The sequence below is a fragment of the Micromonospora sp. NPDC051141 genome, from assembly GCF_044455765.1.
In the GTDB taxonomy this organism is placed as follows: Bacteria; Actinomycetota; Actinomycetes; order Mycobacteriales; family Micromonosporaceae; genus Micromonospora.
On record NZ_JBITFD010000005.1, the window covers coordinates 19,498 to 45,631 of the forward strand.

At 72.9% G+C, this 26,134-nt stretch carries 24 protein-coding genes, 1 tRNA gene and 1 pseudogene; 12 read left to right on the forward strand and 14 right to left on the reverse strand.

Features of this window, described 5'->3' with window-relative positions; genetic code table 11:
• Positions 1–103 precede the first annotated feature (103 nt).
• Positions 104–949, forward strand: a complete 846-nt coding sequence (locus tag ACIA6B_RS11225; protein WP_281943497.1) for a regulatory iron-sulfur-containing complex subunit RicT — start codon at positions 104–106, stop codon at positions 947–949.
• 17 nt (positions 950–966) lie between these two features.
• On the opposite strand, the gene ACIA6B_RS11230 is transcribed toward ACIA6B_RS11225, so the two are convergent.
• The gene (locus ACIA6B_RS11230; RefSeq protein ID WP_396772593.1) at positions 967–2,823 is read right to left on the reverse strand and encodes a metallophosphoesterase family protein; all 1,857 of its coding nucleotides are present in this window, start codon (positions 2,821–2,823) and stop codon (positions 967–969) included.
• A 12-nt stretch (positions 2,824–2,835) separates the two neighbouring features.
• On the opposite strand from ACIA6B_RS11230, the gene ACIA6B_RS11235 reads away from it, so the two are divergent.
• Positions 2,836–2,909: transfer RNA gene (locus ACIA6B_RS11235), tRNA-Thr, on the forward strand.
• Between the two features lie 251 nt (positions 2,910–3,160).
• Here ACIA6B_RS11235 and ACIA6B_RS11240 read toward each other — a convergent pair.
• Positions 3,161–3,895: a hypothetical protein gene (locus ACIA6B_RS11240; protein ID WP_396772594.1), complete on the reverse strand. Its 735-nt coding sequence runs from the start codon at positions 3,893–3,895 to the stop codon at positions 3,161–3,163.
• Between the two features lie 558 nt (positions 3,896–4,453).
• Positions 4,454–4,669: a hypothetical protein gene (locus tag ACIA6B_RS11245; RefSeq protein WP_396772595.1), complete on the reverse strand. Its 216-nt coding sequence runs from the start codon at positions 4,667–4,669 to the stop codon at positions 4,454–4,456.
• 148 nt (positions 4,670–4,817) lie between these two features.
• Between ACIA6B_RS11245 and ACIA6B_RS11250 the strand changes: the two genes are divergently transcribed.
• Positions 4,818–6,971: an acyltransferase family protein gene (locus tag ACIA6B_RS11250; RefSeq protein ID WP_396772596.1), complete on the forward strand. Its 2,154-nt coding sequence runs from the start codon at positions 4,818–4,820 to the stop codon at positions 6,969–6,971.
• Between the two features lie 4 nt (positions 6,972–6,975).
• Here ACIA6B_RS11250 and ACIA6B_RS11255 read toward each other — a convergent pair whose 3' ends face one another.
• A complete protein-coding gene (locus tag ACIA6B_RS11255; protein WP_396772597.1) occupies positions 6,976–7,596 on the reverse strand; it encodes a pyridoxamine 5'-phosphate oxidase family protein in 621 nt (206 codons plus the stop codon).
• 166 nt (positions 7,597–7,762) lie between these two features.
• On the opposite strand from ACIA6B_RS11255, the gene ACIA6B_RS11260 reads away from it, so the two are divergent.
• The 3 genes from ACIA6B_RS11260 (at position 7,763) to ACIA6B_RS11270 (ending at position 9,984) form a co-directional block, all read left to right on the forward strand.
• A complete protein-coding gene (locus tag ACIA6B_RS11260; protein WP_396772598.1) occupies positions 7,763–8,269 on the forward strand; it encodes a DUF2231 domain-containing protein in 507 nt (168 codons plus the stop codon).
• Positions 8,266–8,802 carry an Hsp20/alpha crystallin family protein gene (locus tag ACIA6B_RS11265; RefSeq protein WP_396772599.1) on the forward strand — a complete coding sequence of 179 codons (537 nt, stop codon included), beginning with the start codon at positions 8,266–8,268 and terminating at the stop codon, positions 8,800–8,802. The genes ACIA6B_RS11260 and ACIA6B_RS11265 overlap by 4 nt, the downstream gene beginning before the upstream one ends.
• A gap of 87 nt (positions 8,803–8,889) precedes the next feature.
• A complete protein-coding gene (locus ACIA6B_RS11270) occupies positions 8,890–9,984 on the forward strand; it encodes a glycosyltransferase family 9 protein (RefSeq protein ID WP_396773126.1) in 1,095 nt (364 codons plus the stop codon).
• On the opposite strand, the gene ACIA6B_RS11275 is transcribed toward ACIA6B_RS11270, so the two are convergent.
• The gene (locus ACIA6B_RS11275) at positions 9,959–10,831 is read right to left on the reverse strand and encodes a glycosyltransferase (protein ID WP_396772600.1); all 873 of its coding nucleotides are present in this window, start codon (positions 10,829–10,831) and stop codon (positions 9,959–9,961) included. The two genes, ACIA6B_RS11270 and ACIA6B_RS11275, sit on opposite strands and share 26 nt — an antisense overlap.
• Positions 10,828–12,798, reverse strand: a complete 1,971-nt coding sequence (gene rfaE2 / locus ACIA6B_RS11280; RefSeq protein ID WP_396772601.1) for a D-glycero-beta-D-manno-heptose 1-phosphate adenylyltransferase — start codon at positions 12,796–12,798, stop codon at positions 10,828–10,830. The genes ACIA6B_RS11275 and rfaE2 overlap by 4 nt, the downstream gene beginning before the upstream one ends.
• A 139-nt stretch (positions 12,799–12,937) precedes the next feature.
• On the opposite strand from rfaE2, the gene ACIA6B_RS11285 reads away from it, so the two are divergent.
• The gene (locus ACIA6B_RS11285; RefSeq protein ID WP_396772602.1) at positions 12,938–13,495 is read left to right on the forward strand and encodes a type 1 glutamine amidotransferase domain-containing protein; all 558 of its coding nucleotides are present in this window, start codon (positions 12,938–12,940) and stop codon (positions 13,493–13,495) included.
• A 55-nt stretch (positions 13,496–13,550) separates the two neighbouring features.
• Positions 13,551–15,224: an MDR family MFS transporter gene (locus tag ACIA6B_RS11290; protein ID WP_396772603.1), complete on the forward strand. Its 1,674-nt coding sequence runs from the start codon at positions 13,551–13,553 to the stop codon at positions 15,222–15,224.
• A gap of 5 nt (positions 15,225–15,229) precedes the next feature.
• Here ACIA6B_RS11290 and ACIA6B_RS11295 read toward each other — a convergent pair whose 3' ends face one another.
• Positions 15,230–15,721, reverse strand: coding sequence for an NUDIX domain-containing protein (locus tag ACIA6B_RS11295; protein WP_396772604.1), 492 nt, complete (start codon positions 15,719–15,721; stop codon positions 15,230–15,232).
• Between the two features lie 84 nt (positions 15,722–15,805).
• Here ACIA6B_RS11295 and ACIA6B_RS11300 point away from each other — a divergent pair, with 84 nt between their 5' ends.
• Complete coding sequence (locus ACIA6B_RS11300) at positions 15,806–17,455, forward strand: fatty acid--CoA ligase (protein WP_396772605.1); 1,650 nt, start codon at positions 15,806–15,808, stop codon at positions 17,453–17,455.
• A 176-nt stretch (positions 17,456–17,631) separates the two neighbouring features.
• On the opposite strand, the gene ACIA6B_RS11305 is transcribed toward ACIA6B_RS11300, so the two are convergent.
• From ACIA6B_RS11305 to ACIA6B_RS11320, 4 genes are all read right to left on the reverse strand, one after another.
• Complete coding sequence (locus tag ACIA6B_RS11305; RefSeq protein ID WP_396772606.1) at positions 17,632–18,645, reverse strand: NADPH:quinone reductase; 1,014 nt, start codon at positions 18,643–18,645, stop codon at positions 17,632–17,634.
• 67 nt (positions 18,646–18,712) lie between these two features.
• Positions 18,713–19,366 carry an HAD family hydrolase gene (locus ACIA6B_RS11310; RefSeq protein WP_396772607.1) on the reverse strand — a complete coding sequence of 218 codons (654 nt, stop codon included), beginning with the start codon at positions 19,364–19,366 and terminating at the stop codon, positions 18,713–18,715.
• Between the two features lie 31 nt (positions 19,367–19,397).
• Complete coding sequence (locus ACIA6B_RS11315) at positions 19,398–20,246, reverse strand: hypothetical protein (RefSeq protein ID WP_396773128.1); 849 nt, start codon at positions 20,244–20,246, stop codon at positions 19,398–19,400.
• 139 nt (positions 20,247–20,385) lie between these two features.
• A complete protein-coding gene (locus tag ACIA6B_RS11320) occupies positions 20,386–21,057 on the reverse strand; it encodes an FKBP-type peptidyl-prolyl cis-trans isomerase (protein ID WP_396772608.1) in 672 nt (223 codons plus the stop codon).
• Between the two features lie 188 nt (positions 21,058–21,245).
• Between ACIA6B_RS11320 and ACIA6B_RS11325 the strand changes: the two genes are divergently transcribed.
• Positions 21,246–21,638, forward strand: a complete 393-nt coding sequence (locus tag ACIA6B_RS11325) for a PPOX class F420-dependent oxidoreductase (RefSeq protein WP_281943457.1) — start codon at positions 21,246–21,248, stop codon at positions 21,636–21,638.
• A 55-nt stretch (positions 21,639–21,693) separates the two neighbouring features.
• On the opposite strand, the gene ACIA6B_RS11330 is transcribed toward ACIA6B_RS11325, so the two are convergent.
• Positions 21,694–22,692: a Ku protein gene (locus ACIA6B_RS11330; RefSeq protein ID WP_396772609.1), complete on the reverse strand. Its 999-nt coding sequence runs from the start codon at positions 22,690–22,692 to the stop codon at positions 21,694–21,696.
• Positions 22,693–22,779: 87 nt separating this feature from the next.
• Between ACIA6B_RS11330 and ligD (ACIA6B_RS11335) the strand changes: the two genes are divergently transcribed.
• Complete coding sequence (gene ligD / locus ACIA6B_RS11335) at positions 22,780–23,718, forward strand: non-homologous end-joining DNA ligase (protein ID WP_396772610.1); 939 nt, start codon at positions 22,780–22,782, stop codon at positions 23,716–23,718.
• Positions 23,708–24,622, forward strand: coding sequence for a non-homologous end-joining DNA ligase (gene ligD / locus ACIA6B_RS11340; protein ID WP_396772611.1), 915 nt, complete (start codon positions 23,708–23,710; stop codon positions 24,620–24,622). The genes ligD (ACIA6B_RS11335) and ligD (ACIA6B_RS11340) overlap by 11 nt, the downstream gene beginning before the upstream one ends.
• Here ligD (ACIA6B_RS11340) and ACIA6B_RS11345 read toward each other — a convergent pair.
• Together ACIA6B_RS11345 and ACIA6B_RS11350 are read right to left on the reverse strand one after the other, a co-directional pair.
• The gene (locus tag ACIA6B_RS11345; protein WP_396773129.1) at positions 24,549–25,649 is read right to left on the reverse strand and encodes a hypothetical protein; all 1,101 of its coding nucleotides are present in this window, start codon (positions 25,647–25,649) and stop codon (positions 24,549–24,551) included. The genes ligD (ACIA6B_RS11340) and ACIA6B_RS11345 overlap by 74 nt on opposite strands.
• A 279-nt stretch (positions 25,650–25,928) precedes the next feature.
• Positions 25,929–26,126, reverse strand: a pseudogene (locus ACIA6B_RS11350) (DUF4267 domain-containing protein); the annotation flags it as partial.
• Between the last annotated feature and the right edge of the window lie 8 nt (positions 26,127–26,134).

The following is a 26,134-nucleotide window of genomic DNA, read 5'->3' on the forward strand; positions in this document are numbered from 1 at the left end:
GGGGGCCGGTTCGGTCCGGTCGACCGGGATGGATCGCTGCACGGTGTGACCGGACGGCGACCGGTGGACCGTCCGACCGCTCCGGTCCGCGTAGGGTAGGCGCATGGGCATGCTCTGCGCGGTCAGCTTCAACCGGTACGGGCGCCTCTACTACCTCGATCCCGGTGAGTTCCGCCCCCGGGTGGGAGACCGGGTGCTGGTGCCCACCGACGAGGGCCCCGAGGTGGCCGAGTGCGTCTGGGCCGCGCAGTGGGTCAGCGAGGACACCGACGGTTTCCCGAAGCTGGCCGGGCTGGCCGGCGAGGACGACCTGCACCGCGACGAACTGCTGCGCCGGCGCAAGGCCGACGCGAAGGTGGCCGCCAAGCGGCTGATCCGCGAGCACGGCCTGCCGATGAAGGTGGTGGCCGTCGACCACGTCCTGGCCACGCCGGAGTCCGGCAGCGACCGGACGACCATCTACTTCACCGCGCCGCACCGGGTGGACTTCCGTTCCCTGGTCCGTGACCTGGGTGCGACGCTGCACTGCCGGGTCGAGCTGCGACAGCTCTCCGCCCGCGACTCGGCGCGCGTGCAGGGCGGCATCGGCTCGTGCGGTCGTGACCTGTGCTGTGCCACGTTCCTCACCGACTTCGAGCCGGTGACGATCCGGATGGCGAAGGACCAGGACCTTCCGCTCAACCCGCTGCGCATCTCCGGCGCGTGCGGCCGGCTGATGTGTTGCCTGAAGTACGAACATCCCCTGTACCAGCGGTTCCAGGAGTCCGCACCGGCGGTCGGCACCCGGGTGGAGACCCCGCAGGGCGAGGGCAAGGTGGTCGGCCACAGCGTTCCGCGCGACGCCGTCACGGTCCGCCTGGACGCCGACGGCTCCCGCTGCCAGTGCAGCCGGGCCTCCGTCTGCGCCCCCCGCCAGTCCCACGACCAGCACTACAACCCCACCCCCTGACCGCCCGGCGGGGGCGGTCAGCGGAGCGTGATGGGGGGTTCGACGAGGCGTGGGGTCAGCGGGGTCTTCGGGGTCAGCCACGGGGCGGTGGCGGACTGGTCCGGGTTGAGCTGCCAGGCGTGGGACACCCGGTCCAGCGCGACGGGATAGATCGTCACCGTGCCGTCGGGGTCGAATCGGAACCGGAGGAACGCCTTCGAGTCCTCGATGCCCTGACCGGCGAACAACTCGTTCAGGTTAACTCCGAACGCGCCCGCCACCAGCAGATAGAGCGCCACCAGTTGACTGGCGACCAGCCCGCTGACCGGGCCGTAGAGCACCGCCGCCGCGACCGCCGGCAGCGGCCACGGCCAGTCGTAGAACGGCAGGTGCAGCCAGAGCCAGGTGCCGCCGGCCGCCAACGCCACCTGTGCCACCCCGTGCGCCACCCCGAGGATCCAGTGCCGGGCGTGCCGCTTGCCGCCCGCGCTGGGCGGCTTCGCGAAGAACGCCGCGCCCAGCAACGTCACCGCGAGCATCGCCACCAGCGGGACGCTGAACAGCCGCTGCGCGGTGGAGTCGGCGCGCTGCGCCGTCACGCCGGCCATGGCCAGCATCAGCAGCGTGTGCAGCGTGCCGAGCAGCGTGGTGAAGCCCGGGTTGCGCAACGGCAGCCGGCGGAAGATCCCCCAGCCGTACCGGCGGGAGCGGGCCTTCTCCGGATAGCGGGCGGCCAGCTCGTACTCGCGGGTGCGGCTGGCCCGTCGGGTCAGCGTGTCCCGCGGCGGCACCTCCAGCCGCTCCGGAAGCCGGTGCGTCGGATAGAGGTACGCGCCACCGCCACCGCAGGTGATGAGCTGCCGCTCCGGGCCGGCGTACCGGGCGTAGTGGTGCAGGTCGCCGGAGACCAGCACCCGGACCTGGGCCCCGGTGGGCGCCACGATGGTGCGGATGAAGTAGTCGACCGAGTCGTACGCGTTGGGGTGGTCGGCGGCCTTGACCCACGTCGGCGCCGGCACCGCCACGATCACCCGTGACCGCGGGGTGAGCTTGCGGGCCACCGCGTCGAAGTAGGTGAGCTGCGGGTCGTCCAGGTACGAGCCGGACTGGTCGTCGAGGCCCAGCAGCCACCACCCGGCCGGCAGCTCCACCGCGAAGTAGGAGCGGGACTGGCCGGTGCCCCAGCCGGCGAAGTGGCGGTCCCGGGAGCGCACGAACAGCCGCAGGAACGCGGTCAGGCCGTCGTACCAGTCGTGGTTGCCGGGGACCGCGAAGAGCGTCGGCCGCTCCGGCGGGGCGACCGGCAGCGCCGCCTGGTACGGGCCCTTGCACCGGTCCTCGTACGCCTCGTAGCCGGCCGACGGATAGACCTGGTCGCCGCCCATCACCAGCGTCTGCGCCCGGGGCAGCCGGTGCCCGTCCACGGTCAGCTCCGGCTGGGCCAGCAGGTAGGCGATCGAGTACGTGGCGTCGAAGCCGTCGCCCAGGTCGGCCACGTAGTCGAGCCAGAGCCCGCCGTCCGGCCCGACCTGCCGGAACGTGTCGTCGCCGAACGCGTTCTGCAACTCCCGCTTGTCCAGGTACGCCCCGAACAGCATGGCCAGCAGCGTCCGCAGGCCGGTGCTGATCAGCAGCAGCGGCGCGAGCCAGGGCACCGGCCGGCGTGGGGTGAATCCCAGTTCCCGAGGGTCCAGGCTGTGCGGCCGACGGCTGGCCCGCTCGCCCGGGCGCGCCTCCGGATCCGGCTGTCGCGGCGGTACGTGGTCGTCGCTCACCCGCCGCAGGGTAGTCCGGACCGGGCGGGAAGTCTCTCCCGTGCCGGCGCCGAGGGGGCCGGTTGTCCGGTTCCGGACGAGGGGGATCGGGTTCGGCTCCCGGCGACGCGTGCCGTACACTTGACCACCGTTGCCGCCTTAGCTCAGTCGGCTAGAGCGACGCACTCGTAATGCGTAGGTCGACGGTTCGATTCCGTCAGGCGGCTCGGCACCGAAGCCCAGGTCATCGACCTGGGCTTCGGCTTTTCCTAGGTCCGGTGACACCGTCGTTGGTCGTGCCGCTCCGGAGATGGCCCGCCCCGCGCAGCGACCGCGTGGCGACGATGAACCGACCACCGACCACCGACCACCGGCCACCGCGCGGTGCCAGCGAGGTGCAGGACTCGGTCTCCTCGCGAACTGGTTGGCGGCCTCGGCGGCGGTACGCAGTTCCGGCCGCCCAGACAAATCACATTTCCTACGATATCGGCACGATCTCCCAGTCTCGTCGGCCTTGCCAGTGCACCCGAATCTCGGCTGGAGGAGTTTGGCCCTTGGTCAGCACAATGTGCCGGCGCAAGGTCTCGCCTGGGTTGACCTGCGTAGGGGTTCCGCGAAGACGTGTGGACAGCTTGCCATGATTGGGCAGGTCGGCATCAATCACCACCTCACGAGCGATATCCGTGCCGATATTGCGCAGGCAAAGCCTCCAATGCTCAAAAACCAAAGGAATCAGATCGGCACCCGCAAAAACTATTCCCAATGCCTTGAATGATTTCGTGGCAATGTTTCCGGCAGGTGCCCTTTCCCACGTTGCCCACCATGCTACGTAGGGCGGGGTCGGCCCTTGGAGTGCCACTACGGCGGCGGGTGTTTCGATTCGTGGCGACGGTTGAGGGGTGACCTGTGCTGCCCAGAATGCTGCTTCAGCCAACTCGACCTGTCGTTCAGCGGCGGCGGCCTGTCGTACTGCCGCCTCCGCTGACCTCCGAGCTGCACGTGCAGATGTGTGTGAGTGCCGCAGCGCCAGCGCTGCTATCGCTACGGCGATCACGCCGACAACGACGGCGGCCCAATCTGGGGCGTCCCCCCATCCGCTCGGATCGACCGGCGGATCGGTGGGTGCCACGCCGACGAGAATCCTCACAGTGAGGATTATGGCACTCTCGGTCAACAGGTAGAAGGGCTGCGGCGGCTGAGCATTGGCGTCCATCTCGCGATCAGGGTGACGTCGCCCGTTCGCGTTCATCGCGGTGCGGCAGGGACGGCAAGACCTTGTACCGCTCGGAGGGATGGTCTGTACGGACGATTTGCGCGGTGTTGTGGAGGAACAGGTTCAGTGGAACTACCCGTTGTCGGCGCCCTGCTCTTTTGCCGCCGTCGACGGCATATAGCCGATGACCGTCGGGGTCGGAGGGGCCACTCCAGCGCGATCGTCCCCAAGAAAATGTATGCGGGCGACTTGGTGAAGGCCATCGCGGCCCCACTGATCTCCGCCTCGACTTCTTGGGCCGCCACCCGAACATCGGACCGGAGGGGCTCCCAGTTGCGCTCCTGCTCCCAACAGTAGGGGCGCTGGAAGACCGGCCCCACGTGCCGGCGGTCGGTACCGAGTGCAGGGAAGCTTCGCGCGTCGGTCCGGCCGACAGGTCGGCACCGCGCCGCCCGGCGTACCCGACGTGTGCCGGACCGACGCGGAACGAAGTGGGCCCGGCGGACACGGCCGCATCGGCCGGCCCACCGGGCCCACTCCGGCAGGGAGGAAGAAGGTCTACCGGGCCGGGTCGGACGGGAGGGCGTCGGCCCGTCGTCCCGGCGCGTACTCGGGTTCGGTCTCCGGCGGCGGCGGTTCCTCGTCGGCGTCCGCGCGGTGCCGACCCGTCGGTGCCGACAGGTCGACCTCGGCGGAGGGGTCGGGGATGCCGCCCGGCGCGATGGTGTCCCGCCAGCCGCCCGACTCCACCGGCCGGTCGTCGAGTTGACGCATGACCACTCCTTGTCGTCCGTCGTCAGTCGTCCGCAGCGGAACCGGTACCCCGGCGGTCGCGGCCTAACCGGGCCGTACGACATTGCCCCGCATCCGTGAGAGCCGCTATCGTTCCCTGGCCAGACGCCCCCGGAGTTCGAGGATCGCGGTGACTTCCCCGGAGTTGACGAACGAGGTTGCCCGGCACGATCCCCGCACCGATGAGAAGGCGACCGGTCGCGTCCCGAGCCGGTTCCGGGGCGACGTCGCCGGCCTCCGCGCCGTGGCCGTCGCGGTGGTGCTGCTCTACCACGCCGGGCTGTCGTTCCTGCCCGGTGGTTTCGTCGGCGTCGACGTCTTCTTCGTGATCTCCGGCTTCCTGATCACCGGGCAGATCGTCGCCGAGATCGAGCGCACCGGTCGGCTCTCCCTCGTCGGGTTCTACGCGCGCCGGGCCAAGCGGATCCTGCCCGCCGCGACGGTGGTGCTCGCGGCGACCGCGGTGGCGGTCCGGCTCTTCGTGCCCCGCGGCGACTGGCAGGCCATCGGCGGCGACATCGCCGCCGCGGCGGTCTACGTGGTGAACTGGCGGTTCGCCGACCGGGCGGTCGACTACCTCGCCGCCGACAACGCGGTGGTCTCACCGGTGCAGCACTACTGGTCGCTCGCTGTCGAGGAGCAGTTCTACCTGGTCTGGCCGTTGCTGATCGTGCTGGCGCTGCTCGCCGCGCGGGCGCTGCGGCGGGCGAACGTGCGGCCGGTCCTGTGGGTCGGCCTCGCGGTCCTGGCGGTGCCGTCGTTCGTCTGGTCGATCGTCGAGACGGCGAACTCGCCGGCGCGTGCGTTCTTCGTCTCCACGACGCGGTTGTGGGAACTCGCCGTCGGGGCCGGCGTCGCGCTGATCGCGACGCGGGCCGCGCGGATGCCACGGGCGGCGGCGGTCGTCCTCGGGTGGCTCGGGCTGGCCGCGATCGTGGCGGCGGCGGCGCTGGTGAACGGCAAGACGGCCTGGCCCGGGTACGCTGCCGCGCTGCCCACGCTCGGTGCCGCCGCGGTCGTCGCGGCCGGCCCGGCGGCGGGCTCGCGGGGGCCGGTGGTGCTGCTCGGCACCGGCCCGTTCCGCTGGGTCGGTGACCTGTCGTACTCGCTGTACCTGTGGCACTGGCCGATGCTCATCGTGGCCGCCGCCCGCTTCGGTGAGCTGTCGACGGTCGAGGGGCTGGCGGTGGCGCTCGCCTCGGTGGTGCCCGCCTGGCTCACGTTCCGGCTGGTGGAGAACCCGCTGCGGTACTCCCGGAAGATCGCCACGTCGCCGCGGCTCGCGTTGAGTCTCGGCGGCAACTTCACCATGGCCGGGATCTGCGCCGGTCTGGCGCTGGTCCTGCTCGGCGCCTGGGCCGCCGCCGCGGTCCCCACCAAGAGCCGGTACGCGCCGGGCGCGGCGCTGCTGTCCACCACGCCCGGCACCGCCCCGATCGGCCCGGTGCCGGAGCGGTTCGACGTGATCACGCCGGATCCGCTCCAGATCCGGCAGGGGTTCCTGGACGTGCCCGTCACGAAACGGGACAACTGCTTCCAGCAGGTCGAGGGCGCCGAGGTGTTGTGGTGCACGTACGGCAATCCTCAGGGCGCCACCACCGTCGCCCTGGTGGGCGACTCGAAGATGGACCAGTGGCTACCGGCGTTCCAGGTGCTCGCCGAGCAGAACGACTGGAAGCTGGTGATCGCCGCCAAGGCCGGGTGCGCGTTCACCAGCGCCAAGGTGCTCAAGGGCGACAAGTCCGGCAAGCCCTACACCGACTGCATCGAGTGGAACCGGGCGCTGCTGAGCCGGCTGCTGCGGGAGCGCCCCGACTACGTGGTCACCTCGCAGTCGGCGCCGACCGCCCTGAACGCCACCGGCACGGGGGTCTCGGTCGACGCGATGGTCGCGGGCGTGCGGGCCTCCTGGAAGAAGCTCGACTCGGTGGGCTCGCAGATCGTCGTGATGGCGAACAACCCGCTGCCGCCCGGCGCGCCGGTGGCGTGCGCCGACGAGAACCGCAAGCGCCTCTCCACCTGCGCGTTCGACCGCGTGCTGCACGACCAGGACCAGGCGTACCGGATGCAGCGGCGGGCGGTGACCGGGGTGCCCGAGGTCAGGATGATCGACCTGTTCGACGCCATCTGCCCGACCGAGCGGTGCCCGGTGGTGTTCGGCAACGTGCTGATCTACCGAGGCGGATCGCACATCGGCGCCGCCTACGTGAAGACCACCGCCCCGCACCTCGCCCGCGCGCTGTCCGACGTGGGCGTGCCGGCGGTGTACGCGCCGCAGAAGTGACCGCTCAGACGTAGAGCTTCTTGGCGTAGTCGGGGCCGTAGTGCCGTTCCAGGTCGGCCAGGCTCTCCGCCGGGGCCTCGACCTCCTTGACCAGTCGGGGCCGCGACGGTAGCGCGTCCGGCTGCCAGGTCTCCGGCTGCCACAGCTCGGAGCGGAGGAACGCCTTCGCGCAGTGGTAGAAGATCTGCTCGATCGCCACCTCGACGGCGAGCAGCGGCCGGTGGCCCTTGACCTCCAGGTCGGCGAACCACGGCGCGTCCCGGACCAGTCGGGCCCGCCCGTTGATCCGCAGTGTGTCGGTGCGCCCCGGGATCAGGAAGATCAGCCCGACGTGCGGGTTGGCCAGGATGTTGTGGTAGCCGTCGGCACGCCGGTTGCCCGGCCGTTCCGGGATCGCGATGGTGGTGTCGTCGCGCACCAGCGTGAACCCGGGCGGGTCACCCTTGGGTGAGACGTCGCAACTGCCGTCCGCGCCGGCGGTGGCGATCAGGCAGAACGGCGAGGCGGCCAGCCACTCCCGGTCGCGTCGGTGCAGAGTACGGCGCTCCTTGGCAACCGCCCGCGGCGTCGGTGCCCCGATCAGCTCGCGCAGCTCCGCCTCGTCGGTGATCTCCCGCGTCGTCACGTCTTCCTCCCCCGTCCGTTGACCTTGACGACGGTTCCGGCCCGCGACGGGTCGCAATCCGTCATCGTCAGTCTAGGGGCGCGTCGGACGCCGGGTTTGCCCCCGGAAGCGGCGGGTAGGGACCGGAACGCAGCGCGTGTCCGGAACGCGATGGATGGAGGCCGCGATGGAGAGCCGACTGAAAGTGCTCGGCCATCCCGTGCACCCGATGCTGGTGATGTTCCCGGTGGCGCTCCTGGTCACCGCCGTGATCTTCGACCTGGTCGACACGGTGGGCGGGCCGGACCTCCTCGGCGAGGTCGCGTACTGGAACATCACCGTCGGCCTGATCGGTGGCCTGCTCGCCGCCGTGGCCGGCGCGTTCGACCTGCTCGCCCTGCCGACCGGCACCCGCGCCAAGCGGGTCGGGCTCCTCCACGCCGCGGCCAACATCGCGGTGATCCTGCTCTTCGCCGCCGTCTGGGTGGTCCGGCTCAACGCCGAGTCGCGGAACGCCGGCGGCGCGCTGATCGCGATCGAGGTGGTGGCCGTGGCGATCCTGGGGATCAGCGCCTGGCTGGGCGGCGAGCTGGTGGACCGGCTCGGCGTCGGCGTCGACCCGGACCACGACCTCAACGCGTCCAGCTCGCTGCGGCCCACCTCGACGACCCGGCGGATCGGAGACATGCGATGACCGAGTCGGACGGCGGTCGCGGCTGGCGGGGGCGCCAGCAGGGCTGGGACCCGATGGGCGAGTTGCAGGCGCTGCGCGCCGAGTTGAGCCGCCTGGTCGGCGGCCGTTCCGGCACCCCGGACGTGGACGTCACCGAGGTGGCGGACGGCTGGGAGGTGACGGTCCGGCTGCCCGGCGTGGCGCCCGAGGAGGTGGCCGTCGAGCTGGACGAGCGGGAGCTGTGCGTACGGGCCCGGTCGGAGGCCGAGGTCAACGCCGACCAGGGCATCCCGGGCGGGTTCACCACCCGGGGCTTCGAGTACCGCGTCGACCTGCCCTCGCGCGTCGACCCCGAGCGGATCGACGCGGTGATGGACCACGGCCTGCTCCGGGTGCGGCTGCCCCGGGCGGCCCGGCCCGCGCCGCGCACCATCACCGTCGGCCGCACCGGCCCGCGCGACACCGTCGGCCGTACGCCGGCCCCGGTCGACCCGGCCGCGGACCGGGAACTGCACCATCCGGACACCACGCTCGACGAGACCGACCGGCCGTAGGGCGGCGTGACCAGCCTCCCCGGCCACTTCGGCTCGGCGCGTCCGTCGCCGGGCCGCGACCCGGAGCCGTCGCCCGTACTTGGTCCGGTGGGCGCGCGGGTGCCGGACGTCGAGCGGATCGCCGTGCTCCGGGCCAACGCGCTCGGCGACTTCATCTTCGTGCTCCCCGCGCTGGAAGCGCTGCGGGCCGCGTACCCGTCGGCGGAGATCGTGCTGCTCGGCGCGCCGTGGCACGCGAAGCTCTGGCGCGACCGGCCCGGCCCGGTGGACCGGGTGCTGGTGGTGCCGCCCGGGCCGGGCATCCGCGACGCCGGCCCGGACGAGTCGCCGACCGGCCCGGCGGACTTCCTGGCCACGGCGCGCGCCGAACGGTTCGACCTGGCGTTGCAGGTGCACGGCGGCGGCGCCAACTCCAACCCGTTCGTCACCGCGCTCGGCGCCCGGGTCACCGCCGGGCTGCGCGCCGACGACGCGCCGCCGCTGGACCGCTGGCTGCGGTACGTCTACTACCAGCACGAGGTGATCCGCTACCTGGAGGTGGCCGCGCTGGTCGGAGCGCCGGCCACCACGGTCACCCCGGCGCTGGCGGTGACCGACGCGGACCGGACCGAGGCGGCGGCGGTGCTCGGCCCGCCCGGCCGACCCCGGGTGGCGCTGCACCCCGGTGCCACCGACACCCGGCGGCGCTGGCCGGCGGAGCGCTTCGCCGAGGTCGCCCGCGTGCTGGTCGGGGACGGCTACGAGGTGCTCGTCACCGGCACGTCCGCCGAGCGGGAGACGGTCGACGCGGTGGTCGCGGCGGCCGGCGTGCCGGTGCGTCCGCAGGTCGGCACGCTGAGCCTCGGCGCGCTCGCCGCCGCGTACGCGGACTGCGCGCTTGTGGTCTCCAACGACACCGGGCCGCTGCACCTGGCCGCCGCCGTGGGCGCGCCCACGGTCGGCATCTTCTGGGTCGGCAACCTGATCAACGGCGCGTCCCCGCTGCGCGGCCGGCACCGCCCGATCGCCGCCTGGACGACCCGCTGCCCGGTCTGCGGCGTCGACTGCACGCCCGGGATCTATCCGCACCGCCCCGGGGACGGCGACTGCCCGCACCGGGTGTCGTTCGTGGCCGACGTGCCGGCCGTCGAGGTGGTGGAGGCAGCCCGTGAGCTGCTCACACCTCCGCGCCCGACTCGTTGAGCACGACCTCCCACGCCTCCACGTCCCGCTCGGTGACCGTGGTCGGCGACTCCAGGTGGTAGGCCCCGCTGGGCAGCACGCCGGCGCCGCCGTGCCGCTCCAGCACCGCGAGCTGTGCGGCCACGTCCTCGCCCTGGTGCCGCTCGGGCAGCCGTTCCCAGAAGTCGAAGCCGCCGGCGTCGACCAGCTTCGCCCGGTCGTAGAGCACGCAGCCGCCGATCCAGGAGACCTTGTACGCCCGCCACGCGCCCACCGGCAGGTCGAGCTTCGCGGTGACGTGCAGCAGGTTCGCCGCCGGATGGATCGACGCCCGGTGCCACTCCGGCGTGCCCGGCCGGATCCGCTCCGGTTCCGGCCGGCCCGGCCACTCCTCGTAGTGCCGGTGCGTGTCCGGGCGGACGTCCTCGGCGTAGGAGAGGCCGTGCACCGCGTTGCCGACGAACCCGCAGCCCAGCTCGTGCAGCGCGGTGACCAGCCGGGACAGCGTGCCCGGCTCCAGCCAGACGTCGTCGTCGAGGCAGAGCACGGCGTCGGCCGCCGACCGGGACAGCAGGTAGGAGCGGTGCTCGGCCAGCCCGCGCCGGGGCAGCCGCCGGGTCAGCAGCACCGGGTGCCCCCGGTGGCGCAACGCCCGGACCATGGTGGCCGCCGCCGGGTGCGCGTACGCGGGTTCGCCGTCGGACTGGTCGCTGACCACCACCCCGAAGCCGGGCACGCCCTCCTGGGCGGCCAGCCCGGACAGCGTGACCGCCAGCTCGGCCGGCCGGTTGCGGGTGGGGATCAGCACGTCGAGCCGTCGGGGGTGCCGGAACTGCTCCGGGGCGCCCGGGTCGAGCGGTCGGGTCACGCCGGCCTGCTCTCGCCGACGGTGGGGCTGGGCCGGCCGGGCATGGCCGCACGGCCCTCGCTTCGCTCGGTGCGTTCGCTCATGCTGTGCCGGTCCGGCACGACCGTCTGGGCCCGGATGCGGTCGATGATGGCCGAGGTGGAGCGGTCCGGCACGTAGCCGAGCGTGCGGACCTGGCCGCCGAGCCGGCGGACCAGCGGCGCCTCCGGCACCATCTCCGGCGGGTAGTCGCCGCCCTTGACGTAGACGTCCGGGCGGACCGCCTCGATCAGTCGGGCCGGTGAGTCCTCCTCGAAGACCACCACGTGGTCCACGCAGCCCAGCGCCGCCAGCAGCGCGATGCGGTCCTCGACCGGGTTGACCGGTCGGTCCGGGCCCTTGAGTCGGCGTACGCTGCCGTCCGAGTTGACCGCCACGATCAGCAGGTCGCCGAGCGCGCGGGCCTGGGTCAGGTAGCGGACGTGCCCCGGGTGCAGCACGTCGAAGCAGCCGTTGGTGAACACCACCGACCGTCCCGACCGCCGGTGCTCGTCGACGAGCGCGGCCAACTCGTCGGCGCCGACCAGGGCCGGGTGCCCGGCCTCCTCGCCGCCGGTGCCCAGCGCGGTGAGCAGGTCCTCCCGGCGGCACACGCAGGTGCCGGTGTCGGCGACCGTGATGGTGGCGGCGAGCTGGGCGAGCTGCGCGGCGGTCGGCAGGCCCGCCTCGGCGGCCAGCGCCAGTGTCATGGCCGCCAGGTACGCGTCCCCGGCGCCGACCGCGTGGCTGGCCGGGACCGGCGTGCTGTGGCTGCGCCGGGGTGAGCCGTCGGCGCCGCCGACCACCGCGCCGTCGGTGTCCAGGGTCACCGCGACCACGTCCGCGCCGGTGTGCGCGCGCAGCTCGGACAGGCGCGACTCGGCCAGCTCGGCCCGGTCCACGCCCTCCCCGACGGCCGCGTTCACGGTCACCCCGGTGCCGGTGACGCTGAGCCCGTTGCCGGTCAGCGCCACCCGTTCCTCGCCCGGAGTCGGCTCGCCGGTCGGCCCGGACGAGCCTTCGGTGGACCCGTGCACCGGCGCGCCGGAGGCGGGGTGCGGACTACCCGGCGCACGGTCGCCGGACACGGCGTCCGAGGCCCGTTCACCGGCCTCGCCGCGGGTCGCGGCCACCGCCCGTTCGCCGGCGCCGCCGGGCGCGGCGCCGACCACCAGCTCGGACGGGCCGTCGGCTGCCGCCGGATGGTCCAGGTGCAGGTCACCGGTGCGGACGACGCCGCGCTCGGCGTGGGCGAACCCGGCGGCGGCGCGGGCCAGCAGCCGGGTCGCCTCGGCGAAGCTCGGCGTCACCACCGTCGGGTTGAGCCCGCGCCAGTCGGCCAGGTCGTGCGCGTCGAGCGCCACCGTGCCGTACCGGTCGCGGTTGGCGACCAGCCAGGCGCGTACCGCCGACGGCAGCGCACCCAGGCCGTAGTCGCAGACCACAAGCGTGAGCGGCTGCCCGGCGGCCACCGCGCGCAGCTCCTCGGTGGCGCAGTGCAGCGCGGTCAGCAGGCGGGCCACCCCGTCGTCGTCGAGCGTGTCCTCCGGACCGCCGGAGTCCTCCCGGAGCAGGATCTGGTTGCCGGCGAGCATCCGGCGCTTGACCGGGGTGGGGCGGCCGGGCTGGCTGACCGTCCGGTCCCAGACCGTCGCCCGGTCCAGGCAGTCGTGCAGCTCGTCGCCGGCGACGTCGGCGCCGACCGGGGCGACGAGCGCGGCCCGGCCGCCGAGCGCGGCGACGTTGACCGCGGTGTTCGCGGCGCCGCCGGCGGCGGAGATCCGGCGGCGCAGCGTGAGGACCGGCGCGGGGGCCTCCCGGCAGAGCCGCTCCGACTCGGCGAACCGCCACTCGTCCAGCATGGCGTCGCCGACGACCAGCACGGGACGCCCCTGCCAGCTCGCCACCACGGTGGCCAGCCGGCGCTCTTCCGCTGCTGCTCCTGCCATGCCCTGCCGGGTCCCCCGGCGTGGGCCGGCCAAACCAGCCCGGCCGCGGCCCGGCTGCGACGCGGGCCACCCGGTGCGTCCGGTTTCCGGGCATCGGCCGGGGGAATCGTCCAGACACACCCCGGAGAGGAGAAGCAGCATGGCAGCGACACTTCAGGGCAAGCGGATCGCGTTCCTGGCCGCCGACGGCGTCGAGGAGGTCGAGTACACCAAGCCGCGTGAGGCGGTGGAGAACGCCGGCGCCCGGGTGGAGCTGGTCTCCATCGAGTCCGGCTCGATCCAGGCGTTCAACCACTTGGACCACGGCAAGCAGTATCAGGTCGACGTCACCACCAAGGAGGCGGACGCCGGCGCGTACGACGGGTTGGTGCTGCCCGGCGGCGTGGCGAACCCGGACTTCCTGCGGACCGACCCGGACGCGGTCCGGTTCGTGAAGTCGTTCTTCGACGCCGGCAAGCCGGTCGGGGTGATCTGCCACGGCCCGTGGACGCTTGTCGAGGCGGACGTGGTGCGCGGTCGCCGGATCACCTCCTGGCCGAGCCTGCGCACCGACCTCACGAACGCCGGGGCCACCTGGGTCGACGAGGAGGTCGTCACCGACAACGGGCTGGTCAGCAGCCGTAAGCCGGACGACCTGCCGGCGTTCTGCGCCAAGATCGTCGAGGAGTTCGCCGAGGGCCGGCACACCGCCGGCTAGAAAACTCATCCGCCCACCGGGGGCATGATCCGCCCCCGGTGGGATAGGAAGCGGGATGACCGCCCAGGCCGCTGCACCCGCGTTGCCCGCCCGCCAGATCCGGCTGCTGATGTTCGGTCTGATGACCGGCATGCTGCTGGCCGCGCTCGACCAGACCATCGTCGGCACCGCGCTGCCCACCATCGTCGGCGAGTTGGGCGGCATCGACCACTACTCGTGGGTGGTCACCGCGTACCTGCTCGCGTCGACCGCCTCGACGCCGCTCTACGGCAAGATGGCCGACCTGTACGGCCGACGGCCGGTCTTCCTGTTCTCCATCGGCGCGTTCCTGGTCGGCTCGCTGCTGGCCGGGCTGTCGCGGGACATGACCCAGTTGATCGTCACCCGGGGTGTGCAGGGGCTCGGCGCGGGCGGCCTGATGACGCTGGCGTTCGTCATCATCTCGGACGTGGTGCCGCCTCGGGAACGGGGCCGCTACCAGGGCCTGTTCGGCGCCGTGTTCGGCGTGTCGTCGGTGGCCGGCCCGCTTGTCGGCGGCTACTTCGCGGAGACCAACTGGCGGTGGATCTTCTACCTCAACGTGCCGCTGGCGATTCTCGCCATCGTGGTCTGCTGGCACGTGATGCGGCTGGTGCCGTTCCAGCGTCGCGAGCACACCGTCGACTGGCTCGGCGCGGCGCTGCTGGTCGCCGGCGTGAGCTGCCTGCTGCTGGCGCTGAGCTGGGGCGGCACCTCGTACGCGTGGGGCTCCGCCGTGATCGTCGGGCTGTTCGTGGCCGGCGCGGTGCTGGGTGTGGCGTTCCTGCTCCAGGAGGCCCGCACCCGGGAGCCGATCCTGCCGCTGCGGCTGTTCCGCAGCCGCACGTTCGCGCTGGCCAACACCGCCGGCTTCGTCCTCGGCCTGGTGATGTTCGGGTCGATCATCTTCATTCCGCTCTACCTCCAGATCGTCAAGGGGGCCTCGCCGACCCGGAGCGGTCTGCTGATGCTGCCGATGATGGCCGGCATCATCGTCACGTCGATCCTGACCGGCCGGGCGATGAGCCGGATCGGCCGGTACAAGTGGTTCCCGGTGACGGGGGCCGCCGTGCTGGTGGTCGGCATGCTGCTGTTCCGCCAGCTCCAGGTGGGCACGTCGCTGTGGGCCGCGTTCGGCTACATGGTGGTGATCGGTGTCGGGCTGGGTCTGTGCATGCAGTCGCTGATCCTGGCCGTGCAGAACGCGGTGGACGTCCGCGACCTGGGCGCGGGCACCTCCTCGGCCACGTTCTTCCGCTCGCTGGGCGGGTCGTTCGGGGTGGCCATCCTGGGCGCGGTGCTCTCCACGCGGCTCACCGGCGCGTTGGCCGACCGGCTCCCGGGCGCGCTCGCCCAGCTCCCGCCGCAGCAGCGGGCGGCGGTGGCGGCCGGCGGCGCGGAGAACATCTCGATCAACGATCCGGCCACCATCCTGGCGTTGCCCGGCCCGGTACGCGCCGCGATCCAGTCCTCGTTCGTCGACGCGCTGCACCTGGTCTTCCTGACCACCGGGCTGATCGCGGTGCTGGCGGTGCTGGTCACCCTGGCCATGCCGAACCACCAACTCCGCGGCGCCGGCCCGCAGGGCGCCACCGGCGGCGCGGACCCGCTGGGCGGGAAGGCCGCCGCGCCGGGTGGCAAGTCGCTGCCGAAGGAGTCGAAGGACGAGGCCGCCGCCGAGATGGAGGCGAAGTCGCAGACGATGCTCTGAGCCGCCTATTTCAGGATCAGACGGTTGGTCTGCTCGAAGACGTCCAGGTCGGCAAGCGTCTCGGCGACGCTCGACGAGAGCGGGGCGGGGAACTCCGTGCGGTGGAAGAAGCCGGCGTCGGTGGTCTCGTCGGTGAACCGGGAAAGCTCGCCGTCCCACTCGTCGACCCGGAACGCGGCGGTGAAGACCTGGTAGGTGTGCCCGTACATGTTGGTGTGGGTGCGGTCCGGGCCGGTGTAGAGCGCGAACGCGCTGACCCGCAGCGCGCGGAGGCCGGTCTCCTCGCGGACCTCGCGGACCGCGCAGTCGGCGATCGACTCGCCCAGCTCCATCGCGCCGGCCGGCAGTGCCCACTGGCCGTTGTCGGAGCGCTGGATCAACAGCACCCGGGCGGCGTTGTCGCGCACCACGGCGCGGGCGCCGACGAACATCAGCGTGCGGTCACCGGCCAGCGCGCGGAGCTGCCCGACGTACGAGTCGGCCCAGGAGATGCTCACCCGGACAATCTACGCAGCATTGCCGGCCGGCTCGGCCGTTCCGGGGGTTCCGCTTGTGTGAACGGCGACACTACGTTGTTACCCATGCGTAGCACGATGATGGACGCCCCGCTCCAGGTAGCCCGCATCCTCGAACACGGCGCCACCGTGCACGGCACGGCCGAGGTGGTCACCTGGACCGGCGCCGAACCCCGCCGGATGACGTACGCGGAGGTGGGACGCGCCGCCGCCCGGCTGGCCCACGCGCTGCGCGACGAGTGCGGGGTGACCGGCGACGAGCGGGTCGCCACCTTCATGTGGAACAACAACGAGCACCTGGTGGCCTACTTCGCGGTGCCGAGCATGGGCGCGGTGCTGCACACGCTCAACCTGCGGCTCTTCCCGGACCAGGTCGCCTACATCGCCAACCACGCGCAGGACCGGGTGGTGCTCGTCGACAGCACGCTCATCCCGCTGCTGGCCCGCGTGCTCGGCGAGCTGGCCACGGTGCGGCACGTGGTGGTGGTCGGCGGCGGCGACCCGGCCCCGCTGGTGGCCGCCGCCGGCGACCGGATCACCGTGCACCACTGGGACGCGCTGCTGGCCGACCGGCCGGACACGTTCGACTGGCCCGAGGTGGACGAGCGGGACGCGGCGGCGCTCTGCTACACGTCCGGGACCACCGGCCACCCCAAGGGCGTGGCCTACTCGCACCGTTCGATCTACCTGCACTCGCTCCAGGTCTGCATGCCGGAGGGCTTCGGTCTCGGGCCGGGCGACCGCGAGCTGGCCATCGTGCCGATGTTCCACGCCATGTCGTGGGGCCTGCCGTACGCGGCGTTCCTCTCCGGCGCCTCGCTGATCATGCCGGACCGCTTCCTCCAGGCCGAGCCGATCGCCGCGATGATCGCCGCCGAGCGGCCCACGCTGGCCGGCGCGGTGCCGACCATCTGGACCGACCTGCTGGCCTACCTGGACACCCACGACGTGGACACCTCCTCGCTGACCGAGGTGATCGTCGGCGGCTCGGCGTGCCCGCCGGCGCTGATGCACGCGTTCCGCGACCGGCACGGCATCGAGGTCATCCACGCCTGGGGGATGACCGAGATGTCACCGCTGGGTTCGGTGTCCCGCGCCCCGGCCGGTGCGACCGGCGAGGACGCCTGGCGCTACCGCTACACCCAGGGCCGCGTTCCGGCCGGGGTGGCCGCGCGGATCGTCGGGCCGCTGGGCGAGCCGCTGCCCGCGGACGGGACGTCCGTGGGCGAGCTGGAGGTGCGTGGGCCGTGGGTGACCGCCCGGTACGTCGGCGACGACGAGCCGGACGCCGAGAAGTTCCGGGACGGCTGGCTGCGGACCGGGGACGTCGGCACGCTCTCGCCGGACGGGTTCATCACGCTCACCGACCGGGCCAAGGACGTGATCAAGTCCGGCGGGGAGTGGATCTCCTCGGTCGAGCTGGAGAACGCGCTGATGGCGCATCCGGCGGTGCTGGAGGCGTGCGTGGTGGGTGTGCCGGACGAGCGCTGGGACGAGCGCCCGCTGGCCACCGTGGTGGTCCGCGAGGGCGCCTCGGTCACCGCGGAGGAGCTGCGGGACTTCCTGGCCGGCTCGGTGGCCCGCTGGCAGTTGCCCGAGCGCTGGGCGTTCATCGACGCGGTGCCGAAGACCAGCGTCGGCAAGTTCGACAAGAAGGTGGTGCGCTCGCGGTACGCCGACGGCGGGCTTGAGGTGCGGGAACTGTCCGCGCCGTAACGCTTCGCGGCGTACCGTCGCCTACACAGGTAGGAACACGTTTTCCCACGGACATTCCTCCCAGAGGGCGGCCCCGGCGTTCGCACCGCGCCGGGGCCGCCCGTCCGTTACGGGGTGACCCGCACCGCCATTGTTGCGAAACTTGTTCGCCTCTGTCCCGGTGTCGGGGAAATCCGCTATTCCTCGGCGGTGCTGACCAGCACCTTGCCCACCGCGCCGTCACGCACCGCCTGCTGCGCCGACGCGGTCTCCGCGAGGGGATACCGGTGCAGCGGCAGCCCGGCCTCCGCGCCGACCCGGATCGCGCCCTGCGCCACCGCCGCCGCGATGTCGGTCACCGCCTGCGCCTTGGCCACCTTCGGCGCGGTGTAAACCAGCACGAACTGCCAGCGCGCGTTCGGCCCCATCAACGGCCGGATCGGCAACGTCACCTCGTCGCCGCCGTCGTCGGCGTAGACGCACACCGCGCCGCCGGTACGCAGCATCCGCACGTCGGCGGCGGCGTTACGGGCGGCGGAGACCTCGACGATCGTGTGCACCCCGTCGGGCGCGACCTTGCGGACCTCCGCCACCACGTCCTGCTCCCGATAGTTGATCACGAAGTCGGCCCCGGCCGCGGCGGCGAGCTGCGCCTTCTCCGGGGTGCTCACCGTGGTGATCACGCAGGCGTCGGCCCAACGGGCGAGCTGGATCGCCGCGTTGCCCACCGCGCCCGCCCCGCCCTGTACCAGCACCACGTGGTCGCTCAACGCGCCGGCGTGCAGCGTGTCCGGCATGAACTCGCCGACGGTCAGGCAGCGGTGCGCGGTCATGAACGGGATGCCCAGCGCCGCGCCCAGGTCGAACGAGGCCGACCCGAGCGGCACCGCGTGCCGGACCGGGACCACCGTGTACTCGGCCGCGGTGCCCCAGGGGCGCTGCCACGCCGCCTCCCACAGCCAGACCCGCTCGCCGATCAGGATCCGGTCGACGCCCTCGCCGACCGCCTCCACCACCCCGGCGCCGTCCTGGTGCGGGATCTGCCAGCCGGCCGGCAGCGGCCACGCCTCGCGCGCCTTCCAGTCCGTCGGGTTCACCCCCGAGACGGCCATCCGCACCAGCACCTCGCCCGGACCCGGCTCCGGCACCGGCCGCTCCGCCACCTGGAGCACCGAGGCGTCCCCGCTGCGCTCGTACACGATCGCCCTCATCGCCGTCCCTCCGCAGTCGTCGTCGGATGCGCTACCCGAACCCCGGCCGAACATGCCGAGCCCCGTCTCAGCCCAGCCCGGCCAGCAGCTCCGGGGTGAGCGCGTCGATCGAGGGAAGCCGCACGGCGGCGAGCGCCGCCGCGTCCGGATCCAGCGGGTACGACAGGTGCGGCACCGCCACCACCCGGCACCCGGCCGCCGCCGCCGACCGGACGCCGTTTGACGAGTCTTCCACCGCCACGCACCGGGCCGGGTCGACGCCCAACCGGGCCGCCACCGCCAGCCAGACGTCCGGCGCCGGCTTGCCCCGGGCGGTCTCCTCCGTCGACAGCGTCGCGCCGAACGCGTCGACCAGGCCCGTCGCCTCCAGCGCCGCCGCGATCAACCGGGTCGGCGAGGAACTGGCCAACCCCAGCGGCCACCGCGCGGCCGTCCGGCGCACCACCGCGTCGGCGTCGTCGATCAGCGGTACGCGCTGCGCGTACCGCCGGGTCATCTCCGCCACCACCTCGGCGGCGACCTGCTCGGCCGACCGGTCGACGCCCAGCTCACCGCTCAGGTAGGCGGCCCACTCGCCGGTGCTCATGCCCATCAGCCGGCGCTGGGTGTCCGGCTGCCAGACGCCTCCGTGCTCGGCCACGTACGCCCGGCGGACCTCCTCCCAGACCGGCTCCGAGTCCACGATCACGCCGTCCAGGTCGAAGAGCACCGCGTCCACCATGCCGCCATCCTGCCCCAGCCCGCGGCTCGGCTCACCCCGGCCGCGTCGCTCCGACCGAACGCTGCGCCGGCAACCCGATCGGGGCCTGCGCCGGGATGATCGTGCGGCAGCGCGTCGCGACCGGTTCGAGCAGCTCCCGCAGCCGCTCCGTACGCTCCGCCCCCAGCGCCCGCCACGGGCCCGCCGCGGCCCGGTCGGTGGCCTCCTCGACGGCCCGGAACGTGGCGCTGGCCTGCGGGGTCGGCCCCCGGTCGGCGGTCAGCCAGCCCTTGTCGACCAGCCGCTCCTCGGCGGCGGACCACTCCTCGTCGGTCCAGCCCCGGGCCGGCTGGTGGAACTCGCGCGACTGGTCGACCCGGCACCGCCAGGCCACCACCTCGACCGGCTCCAGCCCGGTGCCGACCAGCGCGGCCACGTGCCCGTCGCCCCGGTGCTCGCGCAGCGTGGCGGCGGCCTGCCAGAGCCGGGCCAGCGGGTACTCGCCGCGCGGCAGGGCGGCGTTGACCGCGCCGAGCACCCGCCCGGCGGTGTCCACCCGGTCGGCCGCCGCCTCCAGCAGTTCGGCGGCCTCGACCAGGTGCGACTCGGGCAGCTCGTAGGTGAACTCGGCGAGCGCCTGCACCGCGCCGGTGAGCCGGGCGCGCAGCGCCTCCTCCGGGGTGGCCAGCCGCCACACCGACGGCACCGCGCGGGCCACCATCGGCGGCGCGAAGCTGAAGAACGCGGCCGTCACCGTCGGAGCGTCGACCGGCCCGAGCGGCGCGGCCCGGCCGGCGAAGTAGCCGCGCCAGTAGCCGCGCAGCCCGACCGCCTCGAACGCGGAGCGGGCGCGCGGGTGGAAGTAGGTCACCGCGTGGACCGGCTCGAACAGCGTCCACATCTGCCGGGCCACCCCGGGGTCGTCAAGCGCCGCCACGTGCACCTCCGCGTCGGTGGTCAGGTCACCGCGGACGGATGGACCGCCCGCGGTGACCATGAACCTACTGCCGTTGGGTGACCGGACGGAAGCCTGGAGTGATCTACTGCGCAGCCAGCACGTCGACGACGAAGCGCAGCGGCCCGGCCGGACGGCCGCCCTCGGCCTTGTCGCCGTACGCCAGGTCGGCCGGGAGGTCGAGCTGCACGCGGCTGCCCACCGGCACGCCGACCAGGCCCTGGTCCCAGCCCTTGATGACCTGGCCCACACCGATCTGGAAGGTGGCCGGCTGGCCGTTGTCCCAGGACGCGTCGAACTGCTTGCCGTCCTTGTAGAAGACGCCCACGTAGTTCGTGGTGATCGTCTGGCCGGCCTTCACCGCCGGCCCCTTGCCCTTGACCAGTGTGGTGACGGTCAGCTTCTTCAGCTCACCGGAGCCGGCCTTCACCGCCGGCTTGGTCTTCAGCGCCGGGTCGACGTTGGCGGGCAGCTCCGGCGCGGGCGGCGCGGTGGGCTCCGGCTGGTCGGCGGGGGCGCTGGGGCTGGCCGAGGAGGACGTGTTGGCCGGCTTGTCGTCGTCCCCGCTGTTCAGCCAGACGAGACCACCGACCAGGGCCACCACGGCGAGCACACCGGCGGCGGCGCCCAGCATCGACTGCCGGCGTCGGCGCGCCTCGGCGGCCTTCTTCTCGGCCAGCTGGGCGGCCAGCCGCCGCCCGGCCTTGGTGGCCGGGGCGGCCTGGTCCTCCGACCGGTTCTCCACACGCTCGCTCACGTCGACTCCCTGCAGGTGGGGGGTGGGTACGCCCCCGGCGGGCCGCCGCCGAGGCCAGCGCACACGGTACCCGCCCGCACCCCCACAGCGACGAAAGGCGGGGGCCCTTCTTAACGCATTCGGTATGGGCGGGGCCCCTTCTTCGCACCCCGGGCCGGACCGGACACCGAGCGGGTACGTTCTCGGACATGGCGATCCTCACCGAAGAAGACCTGGCCCTGCTCGGCGAGCCGCAGCTCGCGCACGTGGCCACCATCGAGTCCGACGGCACCCCGCACGTCACCCCGGTCTGGGTGGACACCGACGGGGAGCACATCGTGTTCAACACCGCCAAGGGCCGGCAGAAGTACCTCAACATGTCCCGTAACCCGGTCGTCGCGGTGTCGGTGGTGGACAAGGCGGACGACTACCGCACGCTCTGGGTGAAGGGCACTGTCGAGTTCGTCACCGAGGGCGCCGACGAGCACATCGACCGGATGGCGAAGAAGTATCTCGGCCAGGACACCTACCCGTGGCGGCGCGCGGGCGAGGAGCGCGTCATCGTCCGCATCACCCCGACGGAGAAGCTCGGCCGCGGGTGATAAGCGGGGGCCCCGCCTTTACCGAATACGTTAAGCGGGGCCCCTTCCGTACCCCTCAGGCGGTCTTCTTCCTGGCGGCGGTCTTCTTGGCGGCGGTCTTCTTCGCCGGCTCGGCCTTCTTCGCCGCCGTCTTCTTCGCGGCGGTCTTCTTCGCCGGGGTGGCCTTCTTCGCCGGTTCGGCCTTCTTGGCCGGGGTCTTCTTCGCGGCGGTCTTCTTCGCGGAGCGGGCCGACGAGATCGGGGTCGGCTCGGCCCCGCCGCCGGACGGCGTCTCGCCCCGGGCCGCCCGGGCCCGCTCGACGGACGCCTTCAACGCGGCCATCAGGTCCACCGCGGCGGCCGGCGCGGCCTCTTCCTCCTCCGGCTGCACCACCTCGCGGCCCTCCACCTTCGCGTCGATGACCTCCTGCAACGCGGCCCGGTAGTCGTCGGTGAAGGCGTCCGGCTCGAACTCGCCGGCCATCGAGTCGATCAACGAGCTGGCCATCGCCAGCTCCGGCGGGCGGACCTTCAGGTCCTCGTCCAGGAAGCCGAAGTCGGGCTGCCGGATCTCGTCCGGCCAGAGCATCGTGTTGAGCAGCAGCACGCCCTCACGGACCCGCAGCGTCGCCAACTGCTCCCGCTGGCGCAGCGCCACCTTGACGATCGCCACCCGCTCCGAGTCGGTCAGCGCGTCCCGCAGCAGCACGTACGGCTTGGTGGCGGTGCCCTCCGGCTCCAGGAAGTACGCCTTGTTGTAGAGGATCGGGTCGACCTGCTCGGCCGGCACGAACTCCAGCACGTCGATCGCGTGCGAGGTGCTCAGCGGCAGGTCGGCGAAGTCCTCGTCGGTCAGGATGACCATCTCGCCGCCGCCGAGGTCGTAGCCCTTGGCGATGTCGTCGTAGGTGACCTCCTCGCCGCAGACCGAGCAGGTGCGCTTGTAACGGATACGGCCGCCGTCCTCGCGGTGCACCTGATGGAACCGGATGTCCTTCTCCTCGGTTGCCGAGTAGACCTTCACCCCGATCGACACCAGGCCGAACGACACCGCTCCTTTCCAGATGGCCCGCATTCCCGCGCTCCTCTCCCCGGTTGTAGACCAGAATCCCAAACGATCGAACGGCACGCACGCCCTTCCGTGCCCTACTACAGTCAGGAGGTGTCCGGCGCGCCGTTGAAGCCGATGCTCGCGATGACCCGGCAGCTCCCGGCCGGTGCCGCATGGGCGTACGAGTTCAAGTGGGACGGTATCCGCGCGCTCGCCGACATCTCCCACGGCGACCGGCACTTCTACGCCCGCTCCGGGGTCGAGATCACCACCGCGTACCCGGAACTGCTCAACCTGGCCGAGCAGGTCGACGACGCGCTGCTCGACGGCGAGGTGGTGATCTTCACGGACGGGCAGCCGTCGTTCACCGCGCTGGCCGAGCGGATGCACGTGCGAAACCCGGCCAAGGCGGCCCGGCTGGCGGCGAACGCCCCGGTCACGTACATGATCTTCGACCTGCTGCGGCTCGACGGCGTGGATCTGACCGCCCGGCCCTGGCACGAGCGGCGGGCGGCGCTGGAGGCGCTCGGGCTCGGCGCCGCCCGGTGGGCGGTGCCGCCGGTCTTCACCGACGGGCCGGCCACCTACGCGGCGGCCGGTGAGCACGGGCTGGAGGGCGTGCTGGCCAAGCGGGCCGACTCGGTCTACCGGCCCGGGGTGCGCTCGCCGGACTGGGTGAAGGTCAAGCTGGAGGTCACCGGCGACTTCGTGGTCGGCGGCTGGCGGCCGGGCGCGCGCCGGGTCGGCGGGCTGCTGGTCGGCGTGCCCGGCCCGGACGGGCGGCTGGTCTACCGGGGGCGGGTCGGCGGCGGCATCGGCGCGGCCGTCGAACGGGAACTGCTGCGCGAACTGGAGCCACTGCGCGCCGGCGCGTCGCCGTTCGCCGGGGACGTGCCGCGCGAGGATGCGCGCGGTGCGATCTGGGTATCACCCCGGGTGGTGGTGGAGGTCAAGTACGGCCAACGCACCCCGGACGGGCGGCTGCGCTTCCCCCGGGTCCTGCGCCTGCGCCCGGACAAGCCGCCCGAGGAGGTCGAGGATGCCGGCTGACCGGTTCAAGGTCGAGGTCGAGGGGCGCTCCCTGGAGCTGTCCAACCTGGACAAGGTGCTCTTCCCGCAGGCCGGCTTCACCAAGGGCGAGGTGATCGACTACTACACCCGGATCGCCCCGGTGCTGCTGCCGCACCTGCGCGACCGCGCGCTCACCCGGATCCGTTTCCCCAACGGCGTCGACGGCGGCTCGTTCTTCGAGAAGAACGCACCGGCCGCGACCCCCGGTTGGGTACGCACCGAGAACCTGCCCGTCCCCGGGTCGACCAAGGGGCGGGAGACCATCGACTTCGTGGTCTGCGACGAGTTGCCCACGCTGGTCTGGCTGGCGAACCTGGCCGCGCTGGAGCTGCACACGCCGCAGTGGAAGGTCGGCGAACACCCGGACATGATGGTGGTCGACCTGGACCCGGGCGCCCCGGCGGCGCTACGGCAGTGCTGCCAGGTGGCGCTGCTGATGCGCGACCGGCTGGCTGACGACGGGATCGACGCGTACCCGAAGACGTCCGGGAAGAAGGGCATGCAGCTCTGCTGCCCGATCGCCGGCACCCAGGACGCCGACGTCGTCTCCGGCTACGCCAAGCGGATCGCGCAGGAGCTGGAGCAGGCGCACCCGAAGCTGATCGTGTCGAAGATGGCGAAGAACCTGCGCGGCGGCAAGGTCTTCATCGACTGGAGCCAGAACAACGCGGCGAAGACGACAGTGGCGCCGTACTCGCTGCGCGCCCAGCCCGTGCCGGCCGCCTCCACGCCGCTGACCTGGGACGAGGTGGCGGCCGGCGCGGCCGGTAAACGGCCCGCCACGCGGCCCTACACGGCCACCGAGGTGCTCAGGCGGGTGGCGAAGCAGGGCGATCTGCTGGCCCCGCTGCTCGACGGCGGTCCCGAGCTGCCCGCCCGCTGACCCGCCACCACGCGCCGCCGACCAGCAGCAGCACGAGCACGCTGATCGCCACGTCGCCCACCAGGTCGGCCGCCGGGCCCGCCGGGGTGTAGGTCGGCACGTCGTACGCGTACGCGGCGGCGACGATCACGCTGGCCGAACCGGCGGCGAGCACGTGGCGCTGCCCCCAGCCGGCCCGCCGGGACCAGCGTGTCAGCAGCACCGCGGGGACCACGGCGAGCGCGAGCGCGACGCCGATCCCGGTCCACCCCGGCACGGCCCCGGCCCCGGCGTAGGCGACAAGCACCACCAGCCCCGCCCAGACGGGCCGCGGCGCGGTCCCGGCGGTCCGGTCGACGGGCGTGTCGGCGGCCGGGTCGACGCGCGTTTCGGCGGCCGGGTCGACGCGCGTTTCGGCGGCGCGTCCGACGCGCAGCAGCGCGGTGGCGACCAGGGCCAGCGCCATGCCGGCGGCGAACGTGAGCTGGACCGGCGAGGCCAGGAAGCCCTTGCGCCCGCCGTCGTCGGCGAAGACCAGCAGGCTGCCGCCGAGCCAGAGCAGCGCGGCCACGACCAGGCCCGGACGACCCAGCCAGGGCCGCGACCGGCGACCCACCCCGAGGTACGACTCGACGAGCGCGATCGATGCGCAGATGGTCAACGCCACGTGGTTGCCCACGTAGTCGACCGCCTGCCGGGCGCTGAACCCGAGGCCGGGCACCAGCGTCGCCTCGGCGACGGTGCGGGCGTCGGCGAACTGGGTGTCGTCGAGGTAATCCGGGTTGAACAGCGACTGGTCGACCAGGCCGGCCTGGACCACGCCGAAGGCGGCGGCGAGCAGCACGATCCCCGGCCAGCCCAGTCCGAGCCGCCGGGCGGTCTCCCGGATCAGCAGCGCGGCCCCGCCGTACATCGGGGCGAGCACCAGCACCACGAACGGCATGCCGGCGAGCGTGAATCCGCCCCAGGAGCACTCGGCGGTCCAGGGTGCGAGCAGCAGCAACGCGACGGCCGGCGCGAGTCGCCGGCGCAGGGGTTCGGTCGTCATGCCCGCACCGTGCCGCAGCCGGCCGGCCCGTCGATACGGCCATCGGCCGAGGGGCCCGTGACCAAAGTCGACGGTCACGCACCCGAGGGGCGGCGGCTCGGCTAGAGCGCGAACAGCAGGGCGGCGTCGAGGAGGATGACCAGCGCGGTGGCGAGGTGGACGCCGAAGGCGACCGCCCGGGTGCCGCCGTGCCGCAGCACGATGACGGTGTCGCCCAGGGGGGGCGAGCGCGACGACCAGCATGAACCAGGCGACGGCGTCGGCGGTGGTGAAAGCGATCAGGGCGAGTCCGACCAGGCCGTAGGTGAGGTCGCGGACGCCCTTGACGGTGAGGTAGGCGGATTCGGCCCCGCCTGCCGACGCCGGAACGCCGTAGCCGGCGGCGGCGTTCCCGGGCGTGGTCAGGAAGCGGGCGCCGATGAAGACGATGAACAGGCTGAGGACGACGGCGAGCCCGTAGGCCAGGACAGTGAGCATTGTCGACT